The organism is Hymenobacter terrenus (assembly GCF_000972495.1).
GTDB classification, from domain to species: Bacteria; Bacteroidota; Bacteroidia; order Cytophagales; family Hymenobacteraceae; genus Hymenobacter; species Hymenobacter terrenus.
This window is the reverse complement of record NZ_LATM01000001.1, coordinates 953,043-969,029: the sequence shown is the minus strand read 5'-3', so window position 1 is coordinate 969,029 and position 15,987 is coordinate 953,043. Positions and strand designations below refer to the sequence as shown.

The 15,987-nt window shown below is 57.7% G+C and carries 17 protein-coding genes; 3 read left to right on the top strand and 14 right to left on the bottom strand.

Annotated features, from left to right (window positions below; translation table 11 throughout):
- Window positions 1–125: 125 nt before the first annotated feature.
- The 3 genes from WX88_RS04090 to WX88_RS04080 all read left to right on the top strand — a co-directional run bounded on the left by WX88_RS04090 (window position 126) and on the right by WX88_RS04080 (window position 2,611).
- The gene (locus tag WX88_RS04090) at window positions 126–746 is read left to right on the top strand and encodes an NIF family HAD-type phosphatase (protein WP_046242918.1); all 621 of its coding nucleotides are present in this window, start codon (window positions 126–128) and stop codon (window positions 744–746) included.
- Window positions 747–939: 193 nt separating this feature from the next.
- On the top strand, window positions 940–1,707 hold the full coding sequence (locus WX88_RS04085; RefSeq protein ID WP_046242917.1) for an ATP-grasp domain-containing protein: 768 nt from the start codon (window positions 940–942) through the stop codon (window positions 1,705–1,707).
- Window positions 1,708–1,744: 37 nt separating this feature from the next.
- Window positions 1,745–2,611 carry an Rpn family recombination-promoting nuclease/putative transposase gene (locus WX88_RS04080; protein ID WP_046242916.1) on the top strand — a complete coding sequence of 289 codons (867 nt, stop codon included), beginning with the start codon at window positions 1,745–1,747 and terminating at the stop codon, window positions 2,609–2,611.
- Here WX88_RS04080 and WX88_RS04075 read toward each other — a convergent pair.
- From WX88_RS04075 to WX88_RS04010, 14 genes are all read right to left on the bottom strand, one after another.
- Window positions 2,608–3,561 carry an alpha/beta hydrolase gene (locus tag WX88_RS04075; RefSeq protein WP_046242915.1) on the bottom strand — a complete coding sequence of 318 codons (954 nt, stop codon included), beginning with the start codon at window positions 3,559–3,561 and terminating at the stop codon, window positions 2,608–2,610. The genes WX88_RS04080 and WX88_RS04075 overlap by 4 nt on opposite strands.
- Window positions 3,562–3,647: 86 nt before the next feature.
- Window positions 3,648–4,241 (bottom strand): pseudouridine synthase, encoded by a 594-nt coding sequence (locus WX88_RS04070; RefSeq protein ID WP_052732346.1) that lies wholly within the window; start codon window positions 4,239–4,241, stop codon window positions 3,648–3,650.
- 82 nt (window positions 4,242–4,323) lie between these two features.
- Window positions 4,324–4,899 (bottom strand): Crp/Fnr family transcriptional regulator, encoded by a 576-nt coding sequence (locus WX88_RS04065; RefSeq protein WP_046242913.1) that lies wholly within the window; start codon window positions 4,897–4,899, stop codon window positions 4,324–4,326.
- A gap of 11 nt (window positions 4,900–4,910) precedes the next feature.
- The gene (locus WX88_RS04060) at window positions 4,911–5,606 is read right to left on the bottom strand and encodes an MBL fold metallo-hydrolase (RefSeq protein WP_046242912.1); all 696 of its coding nucleotides are present in this window, start codon (window positions 5,604–5,606) and stop codon (window positions 4,911–4,913) included.
- Window positions 5,607–5,632: 26 nt separating this feature from the next.
- Window positions 5,633–6,085 (bottom strand): group I truncated hemoglobin, encoded by a 453-nt coding sequence (locus tag WX88_RS04055; RefSeq protein ID WP_046242911.1) that lies wholly within the window; start codon window positions 6,083–6,085, stop codon window positions 5,633–5,635.
- 29 nt (window positions 6,086–6,114) lie between these two features.
- Complete coding sequence (locus WX88_RS04050) at window positions 6,115–6,540, bottom strand: hypothetical protein (RefSeq protein ID WP_046242910.1); 426 nt, start codon at window positions 6,538–6,540, stop codon at window positions 6,115–6,117.
- Window positions 6,537–7,031 carry a DoxX family protein gene (locus WX88_RS04045; protein ID WP_156175932.1) on the bottom strand — a complete coding sequence of 165 codons (495 nt, stop codon included), beginning with the start codon at window positions 7,029–7,031 and terminating at the stop codon, window positions 6,537–6,539. Before WX88_RS04045 ends, WX88_RS04050 begins: the two co-directional genes overlap by 4 nt.
- A 407-nt stretch (window positions 7,032–7,438) precedes the next feature.
- The gene (locus tag WX88_RS04040; RefSeq protein ID WP_046242908.1) at window positions 7,439–8,536 is read right to left on the bottom strand and encodes an MBL fold metallo-hydrolase; all 1,098 of its coding nucleotides are present in this window, start codon (window positions 8,534–8,536) and stop codon (window positions 7,439–7,441) included.
- Between the two features lie 23 nt (window positions 8,537–8,559).
- Window positions 8,560–9,246 (bottom strand): NAD-dependent epimerase/dehydratase family protein, encoded by a 687-nt coding sequence (locus tag WX88_RS04035; RefSeq protein ID WP_046242907.1) that lies wholly within the window; start codon window positions 9,244–9,246, stop codon window positions 8,560–8,562.
- Between the two features lie 133 nt (window positions 9,247–9,379).
- Complete coding sequence (locus tag WX88_RS04030; protein WP_046242906.1) at window positions 9,380–11,461, bottom strand: hypothetical protein; 2,082 nt, start codon at window positions 11,459–11,461, stop codon at window positions 9,380–9,382.
- Window positions 11,462–11,965: 504 nt separating this feature from the next.
- Window positions 11,966–12,277, bottom strand: a complete 312-nt coding sequence (locus WX88_RS04025; RefSeq protein ID WP_231590624.1) for a YiiX/YebB-like N1pC/P60 family cysteine hydrolase — start codon at window positions 12,275–12,277, stop codon at window positions 11,966–11,968.
- Between the two features lie 65 nt (window positions 12,278–12,342).
- Window positions 12,343–13,776 carry a DUF3526 domain-containing protein gene (locus WX88_RS04020; RefSeq protein ID WP_046242904.1) on the bottom strand — a complete coding sequence of 478 codons (1,434 nt, stop codon included), beginning with the start codon at window positions 13,774–13,776 and terminating at the stop codon, window positions 12,343–12,345.
- A 7-nt stretch (window positions 13,777–13,783) separates the two neighbouring features.
- The gene (locus WX88_RS04015; RefSeq protein ID WP_046242903.1) at window positions 13,784–15,205 is read right to left on the bottom strand and encodes an ABC transporter permease; all 1,422 of its coding nucleotides are present in this window, start codon (window positions 15,203–15,205) and stop codon (window positions 13,784–13,786) included.
- A complete protein-coding gene (locus WX88_RS04010; protein ID WP_046242902.1) occupies window positions 15,202–15,921 on the bottom strand; it encodes an ABC transporter ATP-binding protein in 720 nt (239 codons plus the stop codon). The genes WX88_RS04015 and WX88_RS04010 overlap by 4 nt, the downstream gene beginning before the upstream one ends.
- Between the last annotated feature and the right edge of the window lie 66 nt (window positions 15,922–15,987).

The following is a 15,987-nucleotide window of genomic DNA, read 5'->3' as shown; positions in this document are numbered from 1 at the left end:
GATTGTCACCGATAATCGGCAAGGGCCGGTGTTATGCGACGCCATGGCTGAATTTGTTTTGGGCAAGCAGATTTTTCCTGACAAGCATGCAGCAGCGAGGACAATAGTAACTTGCTCTAATTCCAATGGCAGATGCAATGGACGAAAAAATACTCCTCATCCTCGATTTAGACGAAACCCTGATTCACGCTTCGGCCAAGAAGCTGAGGAGTGATTTTGACTTCCAGGTTTTTGATTATTTCGTTTATAAGCGCCCTGGGCTTGACGAATTTATTGCTGCTTGCGCCGAAAAATTTCAGCTTGCCGTCTGGTCATCGGCAAGCGATGACTACGTAGCGGAAGTGGTGCAACAGATTTTCCCCGAGGAAATAATGCTAGCTTTTGTGTGGGGCCGTTCTCGCTGCACGCCCCGGTCATCAGCACGAGCAGATGAGGCGCTGAGCTACTTTGACTACGCCAACCACTATGAGTACGCCAAGTTGCTCAAAAAAGTGAGAAAGCGTGGCTTTAGCTTGAGCAGAGTTCTGATAGTGGATGACACGCCCCTCAAAGTTCGAAATTGCTATGGCAATGCCATTTATCCGCAGCCGTTCGTCGGCAATCCGGATGACAATGAGCTACCAATGCTTGCCCAATACTTAGATACCTTAAAGGATGTGAAGAACATCAGGAGTATTGAGAAGAGGCAGTGGCAACAGCATTTTCTGCCCAGTAATGACGCAAATGATGGGAAGAACAATACATAGTTCCAAGCCGAAGCACAAGAGTTGATACCAAAAGGATAATCGTTGCCGAACGAAAAATATAATCGTTTTCCTTGCACTTCAAGAGAGTAGTGTTGGAATACTATGTAAGTCGTTCGGCTTCGCTCTCCTGGGGAGAGGGGCTGGGGGTGAGGTTCTCTCGCCCGCGCCAACTACACCGTTACTACTTTTTTAAATGCTCAACATCCTATTTCCCAGCCTGCCTTACCAACGCCTCGTCGACCCCATGTGGGCAGAGGAAATGGACACAGCCCGGCACTACGGCCACACCGTCGGCCTGTTCGATGCGGAGCAGGAAAAACTTCATCAGGCGCCGAACCCGAACTATCCCAGCCTGTACCGGGGCTGGATGCTGACGGGCGCCGAATACCAGAAACTGGAAGCGCTGACGCCGCTGCTGGTGCCGCTAGCCATGTACTTGGCTTCGCACTGGGCCAACGGCTGGTACCAGGCCATTGCCGGATTCACGCCGAAAAGCTATTTCATCCCTGTCGAGGAGCGGAGCGCAATCCTGACCCTGCTGCGCAGCCATGGGCGCTGCTTTGTGAAGGGTTTGAGCAAGTCTTTCGGGACCGATTCCGTAGTTTCTTCGCTTGCCGAATACGACCATTTGCTTAAAAAACATGCGGTAGACTCAGCTGAAGCCCTATTTGTGCGCGAGTTTGTCAAATTATCTGCTGCGCCGGAGCAGCGGTTTTTCGCCGTGCGGGGCCGCGTCTACGGGGCCAGCGGCCAACCTTTTCCGGCGGAGTTAGCGCCCGTTTTGCTCGCGCTGCAAAGCCGTTGGTTCTACACCATCGACGTGGCGTATGACCTGCATGGCAAGCCAATCATTATAGAAGTTGGCGACGGTCAGGTATCCGATACCAAAGAATGGACCGTCTCGGCGCTTTATGAAAACGTGGTGAATCTAGTGGCCGCAGTTCAAGAGCCAGAACGTTAGAAATGCCGAGTACTATCTTTGAGGAAAGACCAATGCAATGGCAGAGTTCGTTGAGAAATACATCAATCCCTTCACCGATTATGGCTTTAAGCGCCTGTTTGGAGAAGAGCCGAATAAAGAGCTGCTCCTCGATTTTCTCAACGAGCTGCTCCGCGAGGAGCAAGGCCAGATTACGGCCCTTACCTACCTGAAAAGCGAGAATCTGGGCACGACAGACCTTGACCGGAAGGCCATTTTCGACATCTATTGTGAGAACGAGCGTGGGGAGAAGTTTATCGTAGAGCTACAAAAGACGAAGCAGAATTTCTTTAAAGACCGTACCGTCTACTATTCCACGTTTCCCATTCGGGAGCAGGCGCAGCGAGCCGACTGGAATTTTGAGTTGAAGGCCGTATACACCGTCGCCATTCTGGATTTTGTGTTTGAGGAAGACAAGGAGCAAGTAGCAAAGTACCGCTACGATGTGAAGCTGACGGACCAGGAAACCCAACGTGTTTTCTATGATAAGCTGACCTTCATCTACCTGGAGATGCCCAAATTCAACAAAACCGTGGACGAGTTAGAAACTCGGTTTGAGAAGTGGCTCTACGTCATCCGCAACCTGAATCGGCTCGACCGGGTGCCCGATAAACTGCGCGAGCGGGTGTTTGAGCAGTTGTTCGAAACCGCCGAAATTGCCCGCTTTTCGCCCGAGCAAGTGCGCTCCTACGAAGATAGCCTGAAGCACTATCGCGACCTCAAAAACTCGTTGGATACAGCCCGCGAAGAAGGCCGTGAAGAAGGTCGTGAGGAAGAGCGTAAAGGCATTGCGCGGAAAATGCAAGCAGCCGGGCTGCCAGCCGCCACTATCGCGGCAGTAACCGGCCTGACGGAAACGCAGATCGAGGAATTGAACTCGAATTAGCGGCGCAGGAAATCCCGCACCTGCTGCTCCCAATCCGTCGGATAGCGCTTCCAGTACGGCTGGTGGCCCACGCCGGGAAAGTCATGCCGGGCTTTTGGGCCGGCTAGATTGGTAAAAATGGCGTCGGTTTCAGCCTGAGTTACCCGCGGGTCGACGGTGCCCCAAAATAGGAGGGTGGGCGTGTGGATTTGGGTGGCGTAATTTTCAGCGTTGAGACCATAGGCCCAGAAGCCGTTTTGCACACCGCCCCAGAATACCAGCAAATCGGCCATCGGGAAAGCAGGGAGGTGCATGGATTTGAAGCGGTTGTAAGCAGTTTGGCGCATGTTGCCGTAAGGACATTCCAGGATGTTGGCGGTGGGGCGGACGCCCAGTTCGGCCTCAGCTCGCAGGATGGCTACGGCGCCCATGCTCACTCCGTAGAAAATAATAGTTTGGTGCTTGGAATTCGGTGAGTCGTTCAGCCAGCGCATGACGGCGGCTACATCATCGGCCTCTCGGTAGCCTACGGTGGTGCGAAAACCAGCCGAATTGCCATTGCCAGCTTGGTCTACAAGCAACACATTATAGCCCAAACAACGGAAGTAGTCAGCTTCATGAGTGAGGTGCGATTTGCTGCTGGTGTAGCCGTGAAACAGGGCTACGGTGCCACGGGCGTGGCCGCTATCGGGTTGGGCATACCAGGCTTCTAATGCACCATTGGGGCTGGCAATGTTGACGGTTTCGACCGGGGAGCTGGGTTTCGGGCCGTTCTGGGGTTTGGGGTTGCGGATGCCGGTGAGCAGCACCCAAAGCTTCTTCCCCAAGCTGAGCTGCTCAGGGCTAGGGGAGTGGCTGCCGGGCTCGTTGGAGAAATGCGTAAAGCGCCAAGCATGGAAAAAGGCTACCGCATTCATGGCAGTAAATGCGATGGAAAACAGCAACAAAAGCTGACAGAAGCGTTTATTCATGGACGGAGTCAACTACAATTTGTGAAATGGCAATTCCCCTAGCGAATAGTTTGGATTCAGAAAGCACGGCGTGCGAAGCCAGTACTTCAGCGGAGGCGGCGGGCGGCCGGGCCGGGTGCCTGGCGCAGCAGTTGGACCTCGGCGGGCGTGAGGTCGCGCCACTGGCCAGGCTGCAAGTCGCCGAGCGGGAGGCCGGCGATGGCGGCACGCACTAGGCGTAGGCAGGGGAGGCCCACGGCGGCGCACATCTTGCGTACCTGCCGGTTCATGCCCTGCGAAATCTGGATTTCCAGCCAATTAGTGGGGATACTGGCGCGGTAGCGAATGGGTGGGTGGCGCGGCCAAAGCTGGGCCGGCTCCGGTATTGCGGCGGCTTCGCCGGGTGCGGTGCGGCCTTCCTTAATCTGGACGCCCTGCCGCAACTGTTGCAGCGCGGCTTCGGAAACTAGGCCTTCTACCTGCGCCCAGTAGGTTTTTGGGACTTTGAAGCGCGGGTCGCTGAGGCGGTGCTGAAGCTGCTTGTCGTCGGTGAGCAGGAGCAGGCCTTCGCTGTCGAAGTCGAGGCGGCCGACGGGATACACGTTCGGGACGGGCACGAAGTCTTTGAGCGTGGCGCGGCCGTGCTCGTCGGTGAACTGGGTGAGGACTTCGTAGGGCTTGTTGACGAGGAGGTAACGCATTGGGCAGGTATTGAAAAAGGACGCCTCATAGAACATCCTTTTTTCAATGCGTGACAAATTTGCACCTTTTTCAAGCGGTAATCTACAGCAGCTGTTTACTGCGAACCCGACTCAACGTCTCACGGGCCATGCCTAAATAAGAAGAGAGGTGCGTAACACTTACACGGTTAATCAGAGCTGGATTCTGACTAAGCAGTGTTTTGTACTGCTCTTCCGGCGTTTTGAGTTGGAGTAGAAAATTGTGATGAACTGTCTCATTCAAAATGCTTTTGATGACAAACGTTTCGATTTGTTTGAGATTTGGGTACAGTTCGTATAAATCCGTCAGTGCGTCATTGCCAAATACTAGCAGCTCGCTCTCCTCAATTGCCTCGATGTGCAAATTCTCCTGAATCCTTGATAAAAAGGATTCGCAATTCGTGATAAAGTTGGGTTCCAGAAAAAAGTGAGTCGTTATTTCATTAGCCGAATCATCGATGTAGAATAGTCGAAAGGCACCCTTAATGACAAAGAACGAACGCCGGCCGATGTAAGCACTACGCTTAATAAGTTCTTTGTTCGGGACTTTTTCATATAGCGTAATCGCCTTGAAGGCATTCCATTCCTTATCCGACAAGGGAATGATTCGACTAAGCTGGTTTCTAATAGCTGCTTCCATAATTATTGGGGTTAACTACTGTAAATCTGACTAAAGCGTTGATTGGCGTTGGTAATTGGCTTACCATGGCCAAAACAAGCCAGATCAAATGAACGGGCCGCTAATTTCTTAACCGATGCCTTTCCTGCCGCCGGGTCTTCATAAACCGGTGCAGGTTTTAGCCCACCAAAGTTCACCAGAACATCACCAGCGAATAATAACTGCTCATGTTCAGCCAGCAAAGAAACATGACCCGCCGAATGGCCAGGCGTATGAATGACCTCTAGGCCGGCTAAAATCGGTAGCACCTCCGAATCATTGATGAGCCTGATTTGACCAACTGGCGTAATGGACCGCGGTCCTAACAAAACAATTGCTTTATGCAGGCACCAGTTGATAAAACCCGGCGTCACCTGCACCGACAGCCGGCCGCATATCCCTTCCGCAATTAAAGTGGCATCAGCCGCGTGGGCATATACAGGCCCCTCAAACTCCTGCTGCAAGCCTGCTGCCCCACCTGCGTGGTCGGGGTGCAAGTGTGTAAGAATTACCTGTTGAATATTGGCGGGTTGCTTGCCCAACCGGCGTATTGCCTTGATTATATCGGGCTTATCACGAGCATATCCCGCGTCAATCAGCGTCAACCCATGCGGCTCATTGATGAGGTAGCAGTTGACGGCGCCCAAATCAATTTGGTAAATGTTCGAGTAAATCTCGCGGAGTTCCATTAGCCAATCTCTTATTGCAGTAAGGATTATTTGCCAATGATATCGGCACTCAGGTTTTGGTACAGCGCAATGAGTTCCGCTTTCTCCGCCGCGGGCAGATTTTTGCTATCGATAGCGCGGGTAAAATCTTCAATAAAAGCTGCGAATTGAGCCGTATTGATATTCATTCCGGTATGAACAGCCGTCATCGTCCGGCCCGTGTACTGCTGATTCCCGCCTGATAATTGACCTAATTGGTCAATTAGATTTTTTCGCAGCGTTTGGGCTTTAGTGGGGTCGGTGGCTAAGGCGGCAAAAAAGAAATTGATGCGATTATCGGTAATAATATTTGTGATGGTCTGGTCGATGATATCCGTCACAACTGCTTCCCCGCCAATGCGTTGGTATAAAGGAGTTGGGGCAATAACTTCCTTATCTTTTTTGCAGGAAGTGAACAAGCCAAAGCTCGTAATTAAAATAATTAAGAAGGATGATTTCATGTGAGTTAAGTAGTTAGGAGTTGATTAAACTAGCGGAAGCAAAACCATTTTTTAACGCGGTATATGCCGTGCACATAGGATTGAGGCACTGGACAAACAGGACCATGATACGTACTGAAATTCTGCGCTTTGGCTTGGCCATACATTTTTCGAATGCAGGCTCGCACCAGTGTCAGCGAATTGGTTTGTCGGTAGGCAATACCAACTAATTTGTTCGGCCTATTAATTGTGACGGCCGAAATGCCTCCCAGTTGCGTCAGCGTTTGCGAGAGCCGCGAGCTATCCGCTGCGGATATATTTTGAGGGAGGGCAAAAGCAGCAAATGAAGTGGGGGCCAAGTTGTAGGATTCTGATAAGGGCAGCGGCTGCCAGTTCGCCCAGAGCAGCAGGGCCAGCAGGGGAGCAATCCACGTCAGCCGCTTTAGTGCGCCCCAGCGGGTGAAGTGCGGTTTCATACGCTGGTTGTCTTCAGGCTGAGCAAGGGAGTATAATACCGGGCATAGGCCGTGAGTAAATACATATTACTTGCCATAACAAAAATGCCGATAGGAGCACCCCCTGGCCATAGAAATGTGTTGAATAGCAAAATATTGACCGATATTGGGCACAGAATAACCAGTGCCAGTGGTACGGCCCGGTTGAAAATCAACAGAAATCCTGCGCCGATTTCAATCGCCTTGACAAGGGCAAATAGGTAGCCGGTATTTATCAGGGCCGCGTAGAACGCATCGGCCTGCGGCGTGGCTGGCGGCAATTTGTAGAGATGAACAAAATAGTTCAGGCCACCAATGGCATAGTTGAGGGCAAAAAGCAGGCGAATTGTCTTGACAATGCCTTTGCTAAACAGACTTATTCTCATTCGCTTACTGTGATTTATTCCCGGTGCAGGAGCATGACGATTTCCAGACAAAGGTGCCGGGTCATGGCGAGAATAGATGTGATTCAAATCACAAAGCGAGCACTGGAAATAAGTCGTAGTCGGCCCTTAGTCTTTTCCATCGGGAACGGAACTTCTATTGGTGTTGCTCACGCGGTGGAGTTCACCCCCAGGCCCTCTCAGCAGGAAAGGGGGGGCCAAATAGCCGCTAAAAAAGAAACGGTTAGAAAGTAGGCAGCTTTATTTAAGCGCTGACTTCATTCTTTCCATGGCCTTCCCCGAATTAAGCAAATCGGGCTCGTACCTAATTTAGGTACGAACCCGTTGGGATAAGTGAGGTGGCACGGCTGAGATAGTTCTCAAATCTCTTCAGATAATTACACTATGTATCGAGCGTGGCTAAAATAGCGGTCAGAGAAATCCTTAACGCAATAGCAACTGCTTATTAGCGAGCGAAGACATGGTTGGGCGTGGGATTATTGCCACCAGCGCGTTTGTGGTAAGAGCCCGGTACCTAGCACTACCGGCTCGCCCAAGCGCGGCGTTGTGATAGGCTGCCCCAGCCGGGCGGCTTCGGCGGTGGCGCGTTCGATGGGCTCATTCCAAGCGTGGTTGGCTTCGGTGAAGGCGGCCCAGTGCACGGGTAGCATCAGGGCAGCGCGCACGTCGCGGGCCGCCTGCACGCTTTGCTCGGGCTGCATATGAATCTGGGCCCATTGCAGGTCATATTGGCCGCATTCGACCAAGGCCAAATCGAAGGGGCCGTAGGCGGCCCCAATGGCCGCGAAGTGCGGGCCATATCCGCCGTCGCCGGTATAAAAGACGCGTTTCGTGGCCGATTGCATTACCCACGAACTCCACAGGGTGGAGTTGCGGTTGGTGAGACCGCGGCCCGAAAAATGGCGGCTAGGCGTGCAGCGCAGCGTAAGGCCGGGTAGGCGGGCACTATCGCCCCAGTTCATTTCAGTGATGCGCTCGGGAGCCACTCCCCAGGCCCGCAGGTGCGGCCCAATGCCCAGTGGCACGTAAAAATGTCCCACCTTGCCCTTAATTTTCCGGATGGTTTGGTAGTCGAGGTGGTCGTAGTGGTCGTGCGAAATCAGCACGGCGGCGATGGGCGGCAGCTTTTCGGGCGTAATGACCAGGCTACAGTTGTACCGATTGGGTGTGGCCCAGCTCACTGGACCCATTTCCACGCTCAGCATGGGGTCGAGCAAGATGTTCTGCCCAGCCAGCTCCACCAGGCTGGCCGAGTGGCCAAACCAGGTGACACGCACCATCTCGGGCGTTTTCCGGGTGATGCTGAGCGAATCGAGCGGTTGCGTGGGCAGCGGGCCGACTGGCGTGGCATTGGGGTTTTTGCGAAAAAGAAAATTCCAGAGCACCGCTACGGTGCTGCTGCCCGTCAGCTCCACGGTGGGCAGCAGGTTCACGAATTCCCCGTCCTTATAGTGGCCCGATTTCTCGTAAGACTGCCGCTCAGACTTGGTGGGGGTGCCGCCCAATTGGGGGCTGAGGCCGGTGAAGGCCACCGCCGCAATCAACAGGGTGCCAATGATACCACTCGTAGTCATGAGGAAAATTTTTAGCGGTTTTCTCATGCTCGCGAATGGGCCGCCACCTTACCGTGGGCCAGTGCCACGATATCGGCCACTTCCAGCACTGGCTGGGGGTAGCCCTCCAACACAGCTGCAATCATGGCCTGGCCTACATCGCGCAGCTCGCAAGCGTGAGCCGGGGCTAACCGCCGAACCACCGGATAGAACCAGGCAATAGCCCGCATTAGCCTAGGTACATTGCGTTGGCCGGGCACGGGCCGCATGAGGCCCGGTCGGAACATGTAGGCTTGGCGGAAGGGCAGGGCCAGCAGCTCGTTTTCGGTGCGGCCCTTCACGCGGGCCCAGTGGCTGCGGCTCTGCTCGCGGCTGTCGGTGCCATCGCCCGACACGTACTCGAACGTCATTTCGGGGCTGAGCCGCACCAGGGTGTGGGCTACGTGCAGGGTAAGGTCGTGGGTGATGCGCTCGTATTCTGGCTTTGATACGCCCACTGAGGAGATGCCCGCGCAGAAAAAACAGGCATTATAGCCCGTTAGCTCATTTTCAATAGCTGAAAGATTCTGGAAGTCAGCGTGGAGGACCTCTCTTAGCTTCCGGTGTTTTATGCCAATGGGCTTGCGGCCGAGCACCAGGATTGCTTCGACATCGGAGCTGCGCAGACATTCGAGGAGTACTCCCTCGCCCACCATGCCAGTGGCGCCAGTGATAATGGCTCGTATTTTCATAAGGGTTCAGTAAAGTAGGAGGGAGGACGCGCCGAAAGCGTTTCTACTTTAGAAGGAGCCGATGTTTTTGAGATATTGTGCCTCTAGAGCCCTTGCGGGTGCTGGAATGCGGGGCCCCGGCATGGAGCAAAGGCTACACGCTGCCGGAATATTTCCGGACGGCCCATTCTACGGTCAGGAAGGCCAGGATTACGAAGAAAATCCACTTAAAATTGATTAAATCTTTCAGGTCTTCTTCGGCGGAAATGACGGGCTTGTAATTAGCCTTGAGAATATCCTGGGTCAGCTTATCGAACTGCGCCGGGTAATAGAGCCGCGAGCCGCTGCGGCGTGATAGTTGGGCAAGCAGATTGTGGTCGGCGCGCGACTCCAGGGCTTCCAGCGGCTGCGATTGCACCAGCAGTTCCCCCGCATCCTGCTGGGGCTGGCCGCCGAGGGTGGCACGGGCCTGATAGCGGTAGAGGCCGGCCGGCAGCGGGCCCAGGTGCAGCGGCGAGCCATCCTCGGGGTTGGCAAATGAAAAGCGGCGGTTATGCTGCTTGGTGTCGGTCAGGGTGAGGTCGATTTTCTGGTTGTAGAGGCGCTCGAACACGGCGTTGTAGGTTTCGGCCCCCAGCGTCACGTCGTCCTGCGTGCCGAAAGCATCTTGTGTGGGGTACACGTCGAGGCGCTTTTTATTGGCATTTTGGGTGAGGAGCTGGAGCGTGCGGATGATGAGCCGGTCGTAAGCCTCGGGCTTGTCGTCGTGCTCCACGGCTTCGCTCAGACGCCATTGCCAGCTGCCATCGGTGAGTAGGGTGGCCCGGCGCTGGTCGGTGGGGCCGCCGAAAACCAGCAGCGGCTTCTGGGTTGGCACGCGGCCCACTTGCTGCCAGAGCGCGGCTTCGGCTCCGGTCCCCAGGCGTAAATCGCCAAACGGCACGGGCGCCGGCGGGTAAGCCGCAAAACGCCGGGCTGATTCCTCATCGGTGGCAAAACGGGCGAAACCGGGGTTCGGCAGCGGCGTCACCTCGTCGGTCTGCGCTCCGCGAACCTGAATGGTGAGGCCAGTGCCCGACTGATTGTAAGCCGCCAAATCCGACTGCGCGCCAATTACATACAGGGCCGGGGTACGGCGGGCTTTCACTTGGGCCAAAATCTCGTTGCCCAATCCGCCCTGCGCTGGCAGCTGGTGCAGAATGGCCACATCGAAATCAGCATCGGCCCGGAGCGGAGCCACGCCGGGCAGGGCGAGGGTAAGGTCGAAGTTGTCGTTAGCCAGAATAGCCGCCCGCAATGCTTTAAGGTCGGGATGAGGAGCCGCCCCGGCCAGTAGCACGCGCAGCTTACCTTTCACGATTTCGATAAAGGCTGTACGGGCGTTGTTCAGCTCCGTAAACTCGCCGGGCTGGGGCACCACGCGCACCTCATAGCGCCGCTTGCCGGGCGCGGGCGCCGTGATTTGAAACGTGGTACGCACGCGCCGACGGCCGGTGGGCAGGGTCACGCGGCGGCTATCGAGCACCTTATTACCCTCGCGTAGCTCCACAGTGGCCGCACCGCCCGCGAAGCCTTCAAAGCCCAGCTCGGCCTCAATCGGAAATTTATTGCCGCTGAAAGCCACCCGATTGTAGGTAAGGGCGGTAATGCGTAGGTCTTTTTTGGGAATGGTGTCGCCCACGGCCACACTATAAATCGGGAAGTTAAACTCCGAGTAGGCGGGGCTGCGGCCCTGGTTCACGAGGCCATCCGAGACGAGTACCACGCCGGCCAGGTTGCGGCCGTCGTAGGCCGCACGGGTGCCAGCCAGCAGCTGGTCGAGGTCGGTGGTAGTGGCACCGAAGCGGAGCGAATCAAGCCGGGCCGGGCGGCCGGGCGTAGGCGTCAGGGTGCGGGTTTCGACGGTGAAGCCCTTGCCACGCAACGCTTCGGCTAGTCCGGTGAGGCCGGTGGTGGTTTGGCTCAGCACGTTCTTAGGCGTGAATAGCTCGATAGACTGCGAGTTATCGACCGCCAGCACCACTGTGGGCTGCTCGGTGCGCGTGGTGGTGGTTTTAATGAACGGCGCCAGCAACAGGTAGCACAAAAAGCTCACTACGGCGAAGCGCAACGCGGCCAGCGTGTAGTTCAGGCGCTTGTTCCACGGCGCTTTGGCCGAATATTGAAGCGCGGCATAGCCGGCACCCACGGCTAGGCAGAGGAGAATAAACCAGGAAGAGTATTGAGTAGTAAGCAAGAGAGAAACGAAATAACGAAGACAGCAGTGGCCCTGGCAAAAGTACCCCGCTCACGGCCACCGGAACCACTCCTAAAAGATTAGCCCAGATGGAACAGCGCGCCGGGCGGCGCTACAGCAGGCCGAGGATTTGCCAGGAAATGTTGACGAATGCGGGTTACAATGAGTTCAACTGCTGGATAAGACAGAGTGGTGCAAGTTGGTGCATAGTATTTTAAATCAGTGAAATTACTGTTGAGGACTTGCCAAATAGTCACTGCGTCTATGGTTACTATTTCAACAAATTTTTCAGACGATAATAAAATTTCGGGCCTGAGCTGCCGAACTGGCCCGACGCAAATGGCAACCAAGGCCGACAAATTTCAGCCTGTGTCAGTAAACCATCGTCGGGCGTAAGTGTAGACATAATTTAAGGAATGAAGACGTGAAACAACAAGGTAAACCCGCTGGCCTGACTAAAGGCCGGCATCGGTTGTCAAGGTTGCAGCCCGCTCCGCCGGTGCTTCAACGGTTGAGCACGGTAACCAGTTCGGGGCTATTGAAGATGCTGACCGGCGAAATGACAGTTTCCGACAATGGCAGCCGGTTGCCGTACCGTTCGCGCAGTTTGGTCCGCACGGTGGAATTGCTCAAATCGAAATCGCGCAGCTGCTGCAGCCGGCCGATACGCCGGTTCAGCCCCCGCTCATATACTTTCCAGATTAGTTCGGAACAATAAATCCCGTCATCGGCCCAGCCAAAATACAAATCATAGCTGCGGCCGACCATGGGCTGGCCCGCCGCTTTCAGGCGCATCAGTGCAGCGAGAGTTAACACCGTGGCGTGCGTTTACGTCGGGCATAGCAGGGCGATGGTCAGCAGCCCAGTTAGAGTAGTTTTGTTCAATCAAGCGCCAGCCGCATTTTCCGCACGCGCACTGTGGCCAGCAGCGCACAGCCCAGCGTGGCCGCGAGCAAATACAGTAGGTTTTCCGTGTTGGTAGGGGTGAGCAGCTGGGTGGGCGGTTGCTCGTATCGATAAATCGGCACCTGCTGCATGTCGCGCACCGTGAACTTGGCCTGGCGGTACACCAGCGGCGCGTAGTAGGCCCGGAAGGCGGCGTGGTAGCGCGTCACCTGGGCCTCGAAGTCCTGGTAGCGGGCGTCGCCGGTGCCGGCCACGTCGTTGAGGGCCTGCTGCACGAACACGGCGGGCGAGAGAAACCGGAACCGGCTGACTTGCGCCTGCCGTTCGGCGGCCCGCTGGTCGAACTGCTTGAGTACGCTTTCCATGGCCAGTTCCACGGCCAGGCGCGAGTGCAGCATTTTCACGGTTTGGTCGCCGGGGGGCGGGGCGGTGGCGGGGCGCAGGTCGGGGTGCTCGTCGTAGAAGCGGGCCACGGCGTTTTTGTCCTGGGCCAACTTGTCGGATACTTCGCGGGTTTCGGTTATAAGGGCTATGCGCGAGGGCATGGGGTAGGCGCGATTGAGCCAGGCGCTGAGCAGCGTGGGCACCAGCAGCACTACTGCCAGCCAGAGGCCCACCAGCACCGCCGCGTTCGGCCCCGACGCCCGCCCGAAGCTGTTCACCAGAAACGACAGCGCAAACCAGAACGCCGCGTACAGCCACGTCACCAGCAACAGATAGCCGGTTTCGGCGGCAGCGCGGGCGGGGTTCACCCCAAACGCCAGTAGGCCGCCGACGATAGACACGCTCAGCGCCAGGCCCAGGAGGAGGTAGCGAAACACGTAGCGGTAGGCCACCACGCGGCCAAAGGGCGTTTCGCCGGCCAGCAGCAGCGCCAGCGTGCCTTGCTCGCGGTCGGCGGCGGCCACGTTGTAGGTCAGGCCGATGATGAGCAGCGGCAGCAGGTAGATGAGCACGAACGAGAGGTCGAAATGCCCGTTGTAGAGCACCTGGGGGTTTTCCAACTCCTCGCTGTGGTACAGGGCCTGCCGCTTCGAGAGCGTGAGCTTGTAGTAGTACGGCGCTAGGTCGCTTCCGCCGGCCGAGGTCAGGGCCAGCGGGGCGGCCGGCAGGGTGGCGTAGCGCGCGCCCATCTTGTTGCCGAAGTAAAACGGGTTGGTGGGGTCGCCGAAGTGCCCGCCGTCGAAGTGCGCGCCGGGTTTAATGGCGGCAATCTGCTGGGCGTAGTAGACGTCGTCGGCCCGCTGCTGCTGGGCAATGGCCGTGAGCGTGTCGCGCTGGAAAGTGACGCGCCGGCCGCCGGTCCAGAAGGCGAAGAAGACCAGGAAGCCCGTCAGTGCCACAGTGAGCGTGAGGGTGCGGCTGGCTTTCAGCGCCAGCCAGTCGAAATGGGCAATGTGCTTGAACATGGCGGCATCAGGCGCGCAGCCGCACCCGGCCCGCGCTTTGTTTGAGGAGGAAAAACAGCGCCGCCAGCCAAAGGGCCAGCGCGGCCAGGCCCAGCCCGTGCGCTTGCAGCGACTGCCCCAGGCCGAGCTCGGCGTAGCGGAAGGGCGGCACCTGCCGCCAGAGGTCGGGGCTGGTTTTGTAGTCTTGCTGGCCCACGGCGTTGCGGGTGATGTCGCGGTTCATCACGTCGGCAATCAGCTCGCGGTGCTGCTCGGCTTGGCGGGCAAACTCCAGGTGCTTGGCCAGGTCGGTGCCGGCCAGCCCGGCCGACACGTTGCGCATGGCCAGCAGGGGCGAAAGCAGGCTGAAACCGTCCATCAGGGCATCCTGGCGCTGGTAGATGCGGTGCAGGCCGCCGTAGTTGCGCGCGTACACCTGCTCGCCGTAGTCCTCGCCGGCCTGCAGCGAAAGGCCCTGGTAGCTGACCGGCAGCTGCGAAATGCTGTCCACGCCGTACTGACGCAGCAGCCGCGCCTCCAGCTGTTTTTTGCGCAGGCCGGCCGGCGTGTGGCGGTCGAGGCCCAGCTCGTTGTCGAGGCGCACGTTGTGCGAAAATGCAAACGCCGACGGAGCCGGAAACGCCGCCTTGGCCACGCTGCCGCTCAGCCGCGGCACCAGGAAAGTGCCAAACACCCAGAACCCCAGCAACGTAATCAGCGCCACGCCCGAGGAGCGGGCCCGCGTGGACACCAGCAAGCCGCCCACAGCCCAACCGGCGAAGTACAGCGCGTAAAGACCCAGCACCAACGCCAACCGGGGCAGCACCGCCGCCAAACCCGCCGGCCCCGCCGCCACCCCCACGGCCACCACCGCCAGCACCAGCATGGGCGCCACCAGCGTGCCCACGATGCGCAGCAAGGCCAGGGCTTTGCCTTGCAGCAGCGCCCAGGGCGTGGTTTCGGTGCTCAGCAGCAGGCGCAGCGTGCCGCCCTCGTGCTCTTTGGTAAACAGGTTAAAGCTCAGCAGCACAATGGCCAGCGGCACCAGAAACTGCCACACAAAGCCCACCGTGAGCGTGCCGAAGCGCACGAGGCTGCCGGCGTCGTTGGCTTCGCGCTGCTTCACCTCGTTTTGGTTGTGGGCTTCGAGCCACACGGCCTGGCCCAGGTAGCCTTCCAGGCCGGGGTCGAGCAGGCTCAGGGGCGAGAGGGGTTTGTAGGCGTAAAAGCCGTAGTGGGCCGCGCCGTGCGGGTTTTTGGCGCCCTGGCCCAGCCACTGGCGGTAGGTAGCTTCCTGCGCCGCCTGGTGGGTTTGGCTGGTGCTGCGGTAGGCCGCGTAGCCCGACCACAAAGCCACAGCAAACAGGGCGTAGAGCGCCAGCGCCAGCCAGCGCAGGCGGGCGTCGTGCCGGAATTCCAGCAGCTCTTTCTCTACAATGGCCCGAATCATACGACGGCGGGCTGCTGCGGGCGGATGGCCTGCACGTAAATGGCCTCCAGCTCGGCAGGCGTCACGTCGGCGGCGTCCAGCTCGCGCACCAGCACGCCCTCGCGCATGATGCCGATGCGGTCGGCCGCTTCCTTGGCCCGAAACAGGTCGTGCGTCACCATCAGAATGGCCACGCCCTCGCTCCGCAGGCCCTGAATCAGAGTCGAAAACTCGTTGCTGGCCAAGGGGTCCAGCCCGGAGGTGGGCTCGTCCAGAAACAGCGCTTTGGCTTCCTTGGCCAGCGCCAGCGCGATGCCCACCTTCTGGCGCATGCCCTTGGAATAGGCCCCCACGCGCTGCCCGTGCGCTTCGGCCTGCAGGCCCGCCCGGCTGAGCAGGGCGCGCAGCTCGGCGTCGCGGTACTTTTTATTCGACAGCCCGCTGAAAAACGCCAGGTTCTGCACGCCCGTCAGTTGGGGGTAGAGCATCACGTTTTCGGGAATGTAGGCCACGAAGGGCTTGGTGGCCAGGCCGCCGTCGCGCACCTCGAGCCCGTGGATGAAGGCCCGGCCGGCCGTGGGCGCCACGAAGCCCATGAACAGGTTCACGGCTGTGCTTTTGCCGGCGCCGTTGGCCCCGAGCAGGGCGTAAATCTCGCCGGCGTCCACTCTCAAGTCGAGGCCGTGCAGGGCCGCGCGGCCGTCGTATTCTTTGCGGAGTTGTTGGGCAATGAGCATGGCGTTGATTGAGTTGGCCCCACCCCCGGCTCCTCCCCTCCGGGAGAGGGGTGCCAGCCGTCTGTT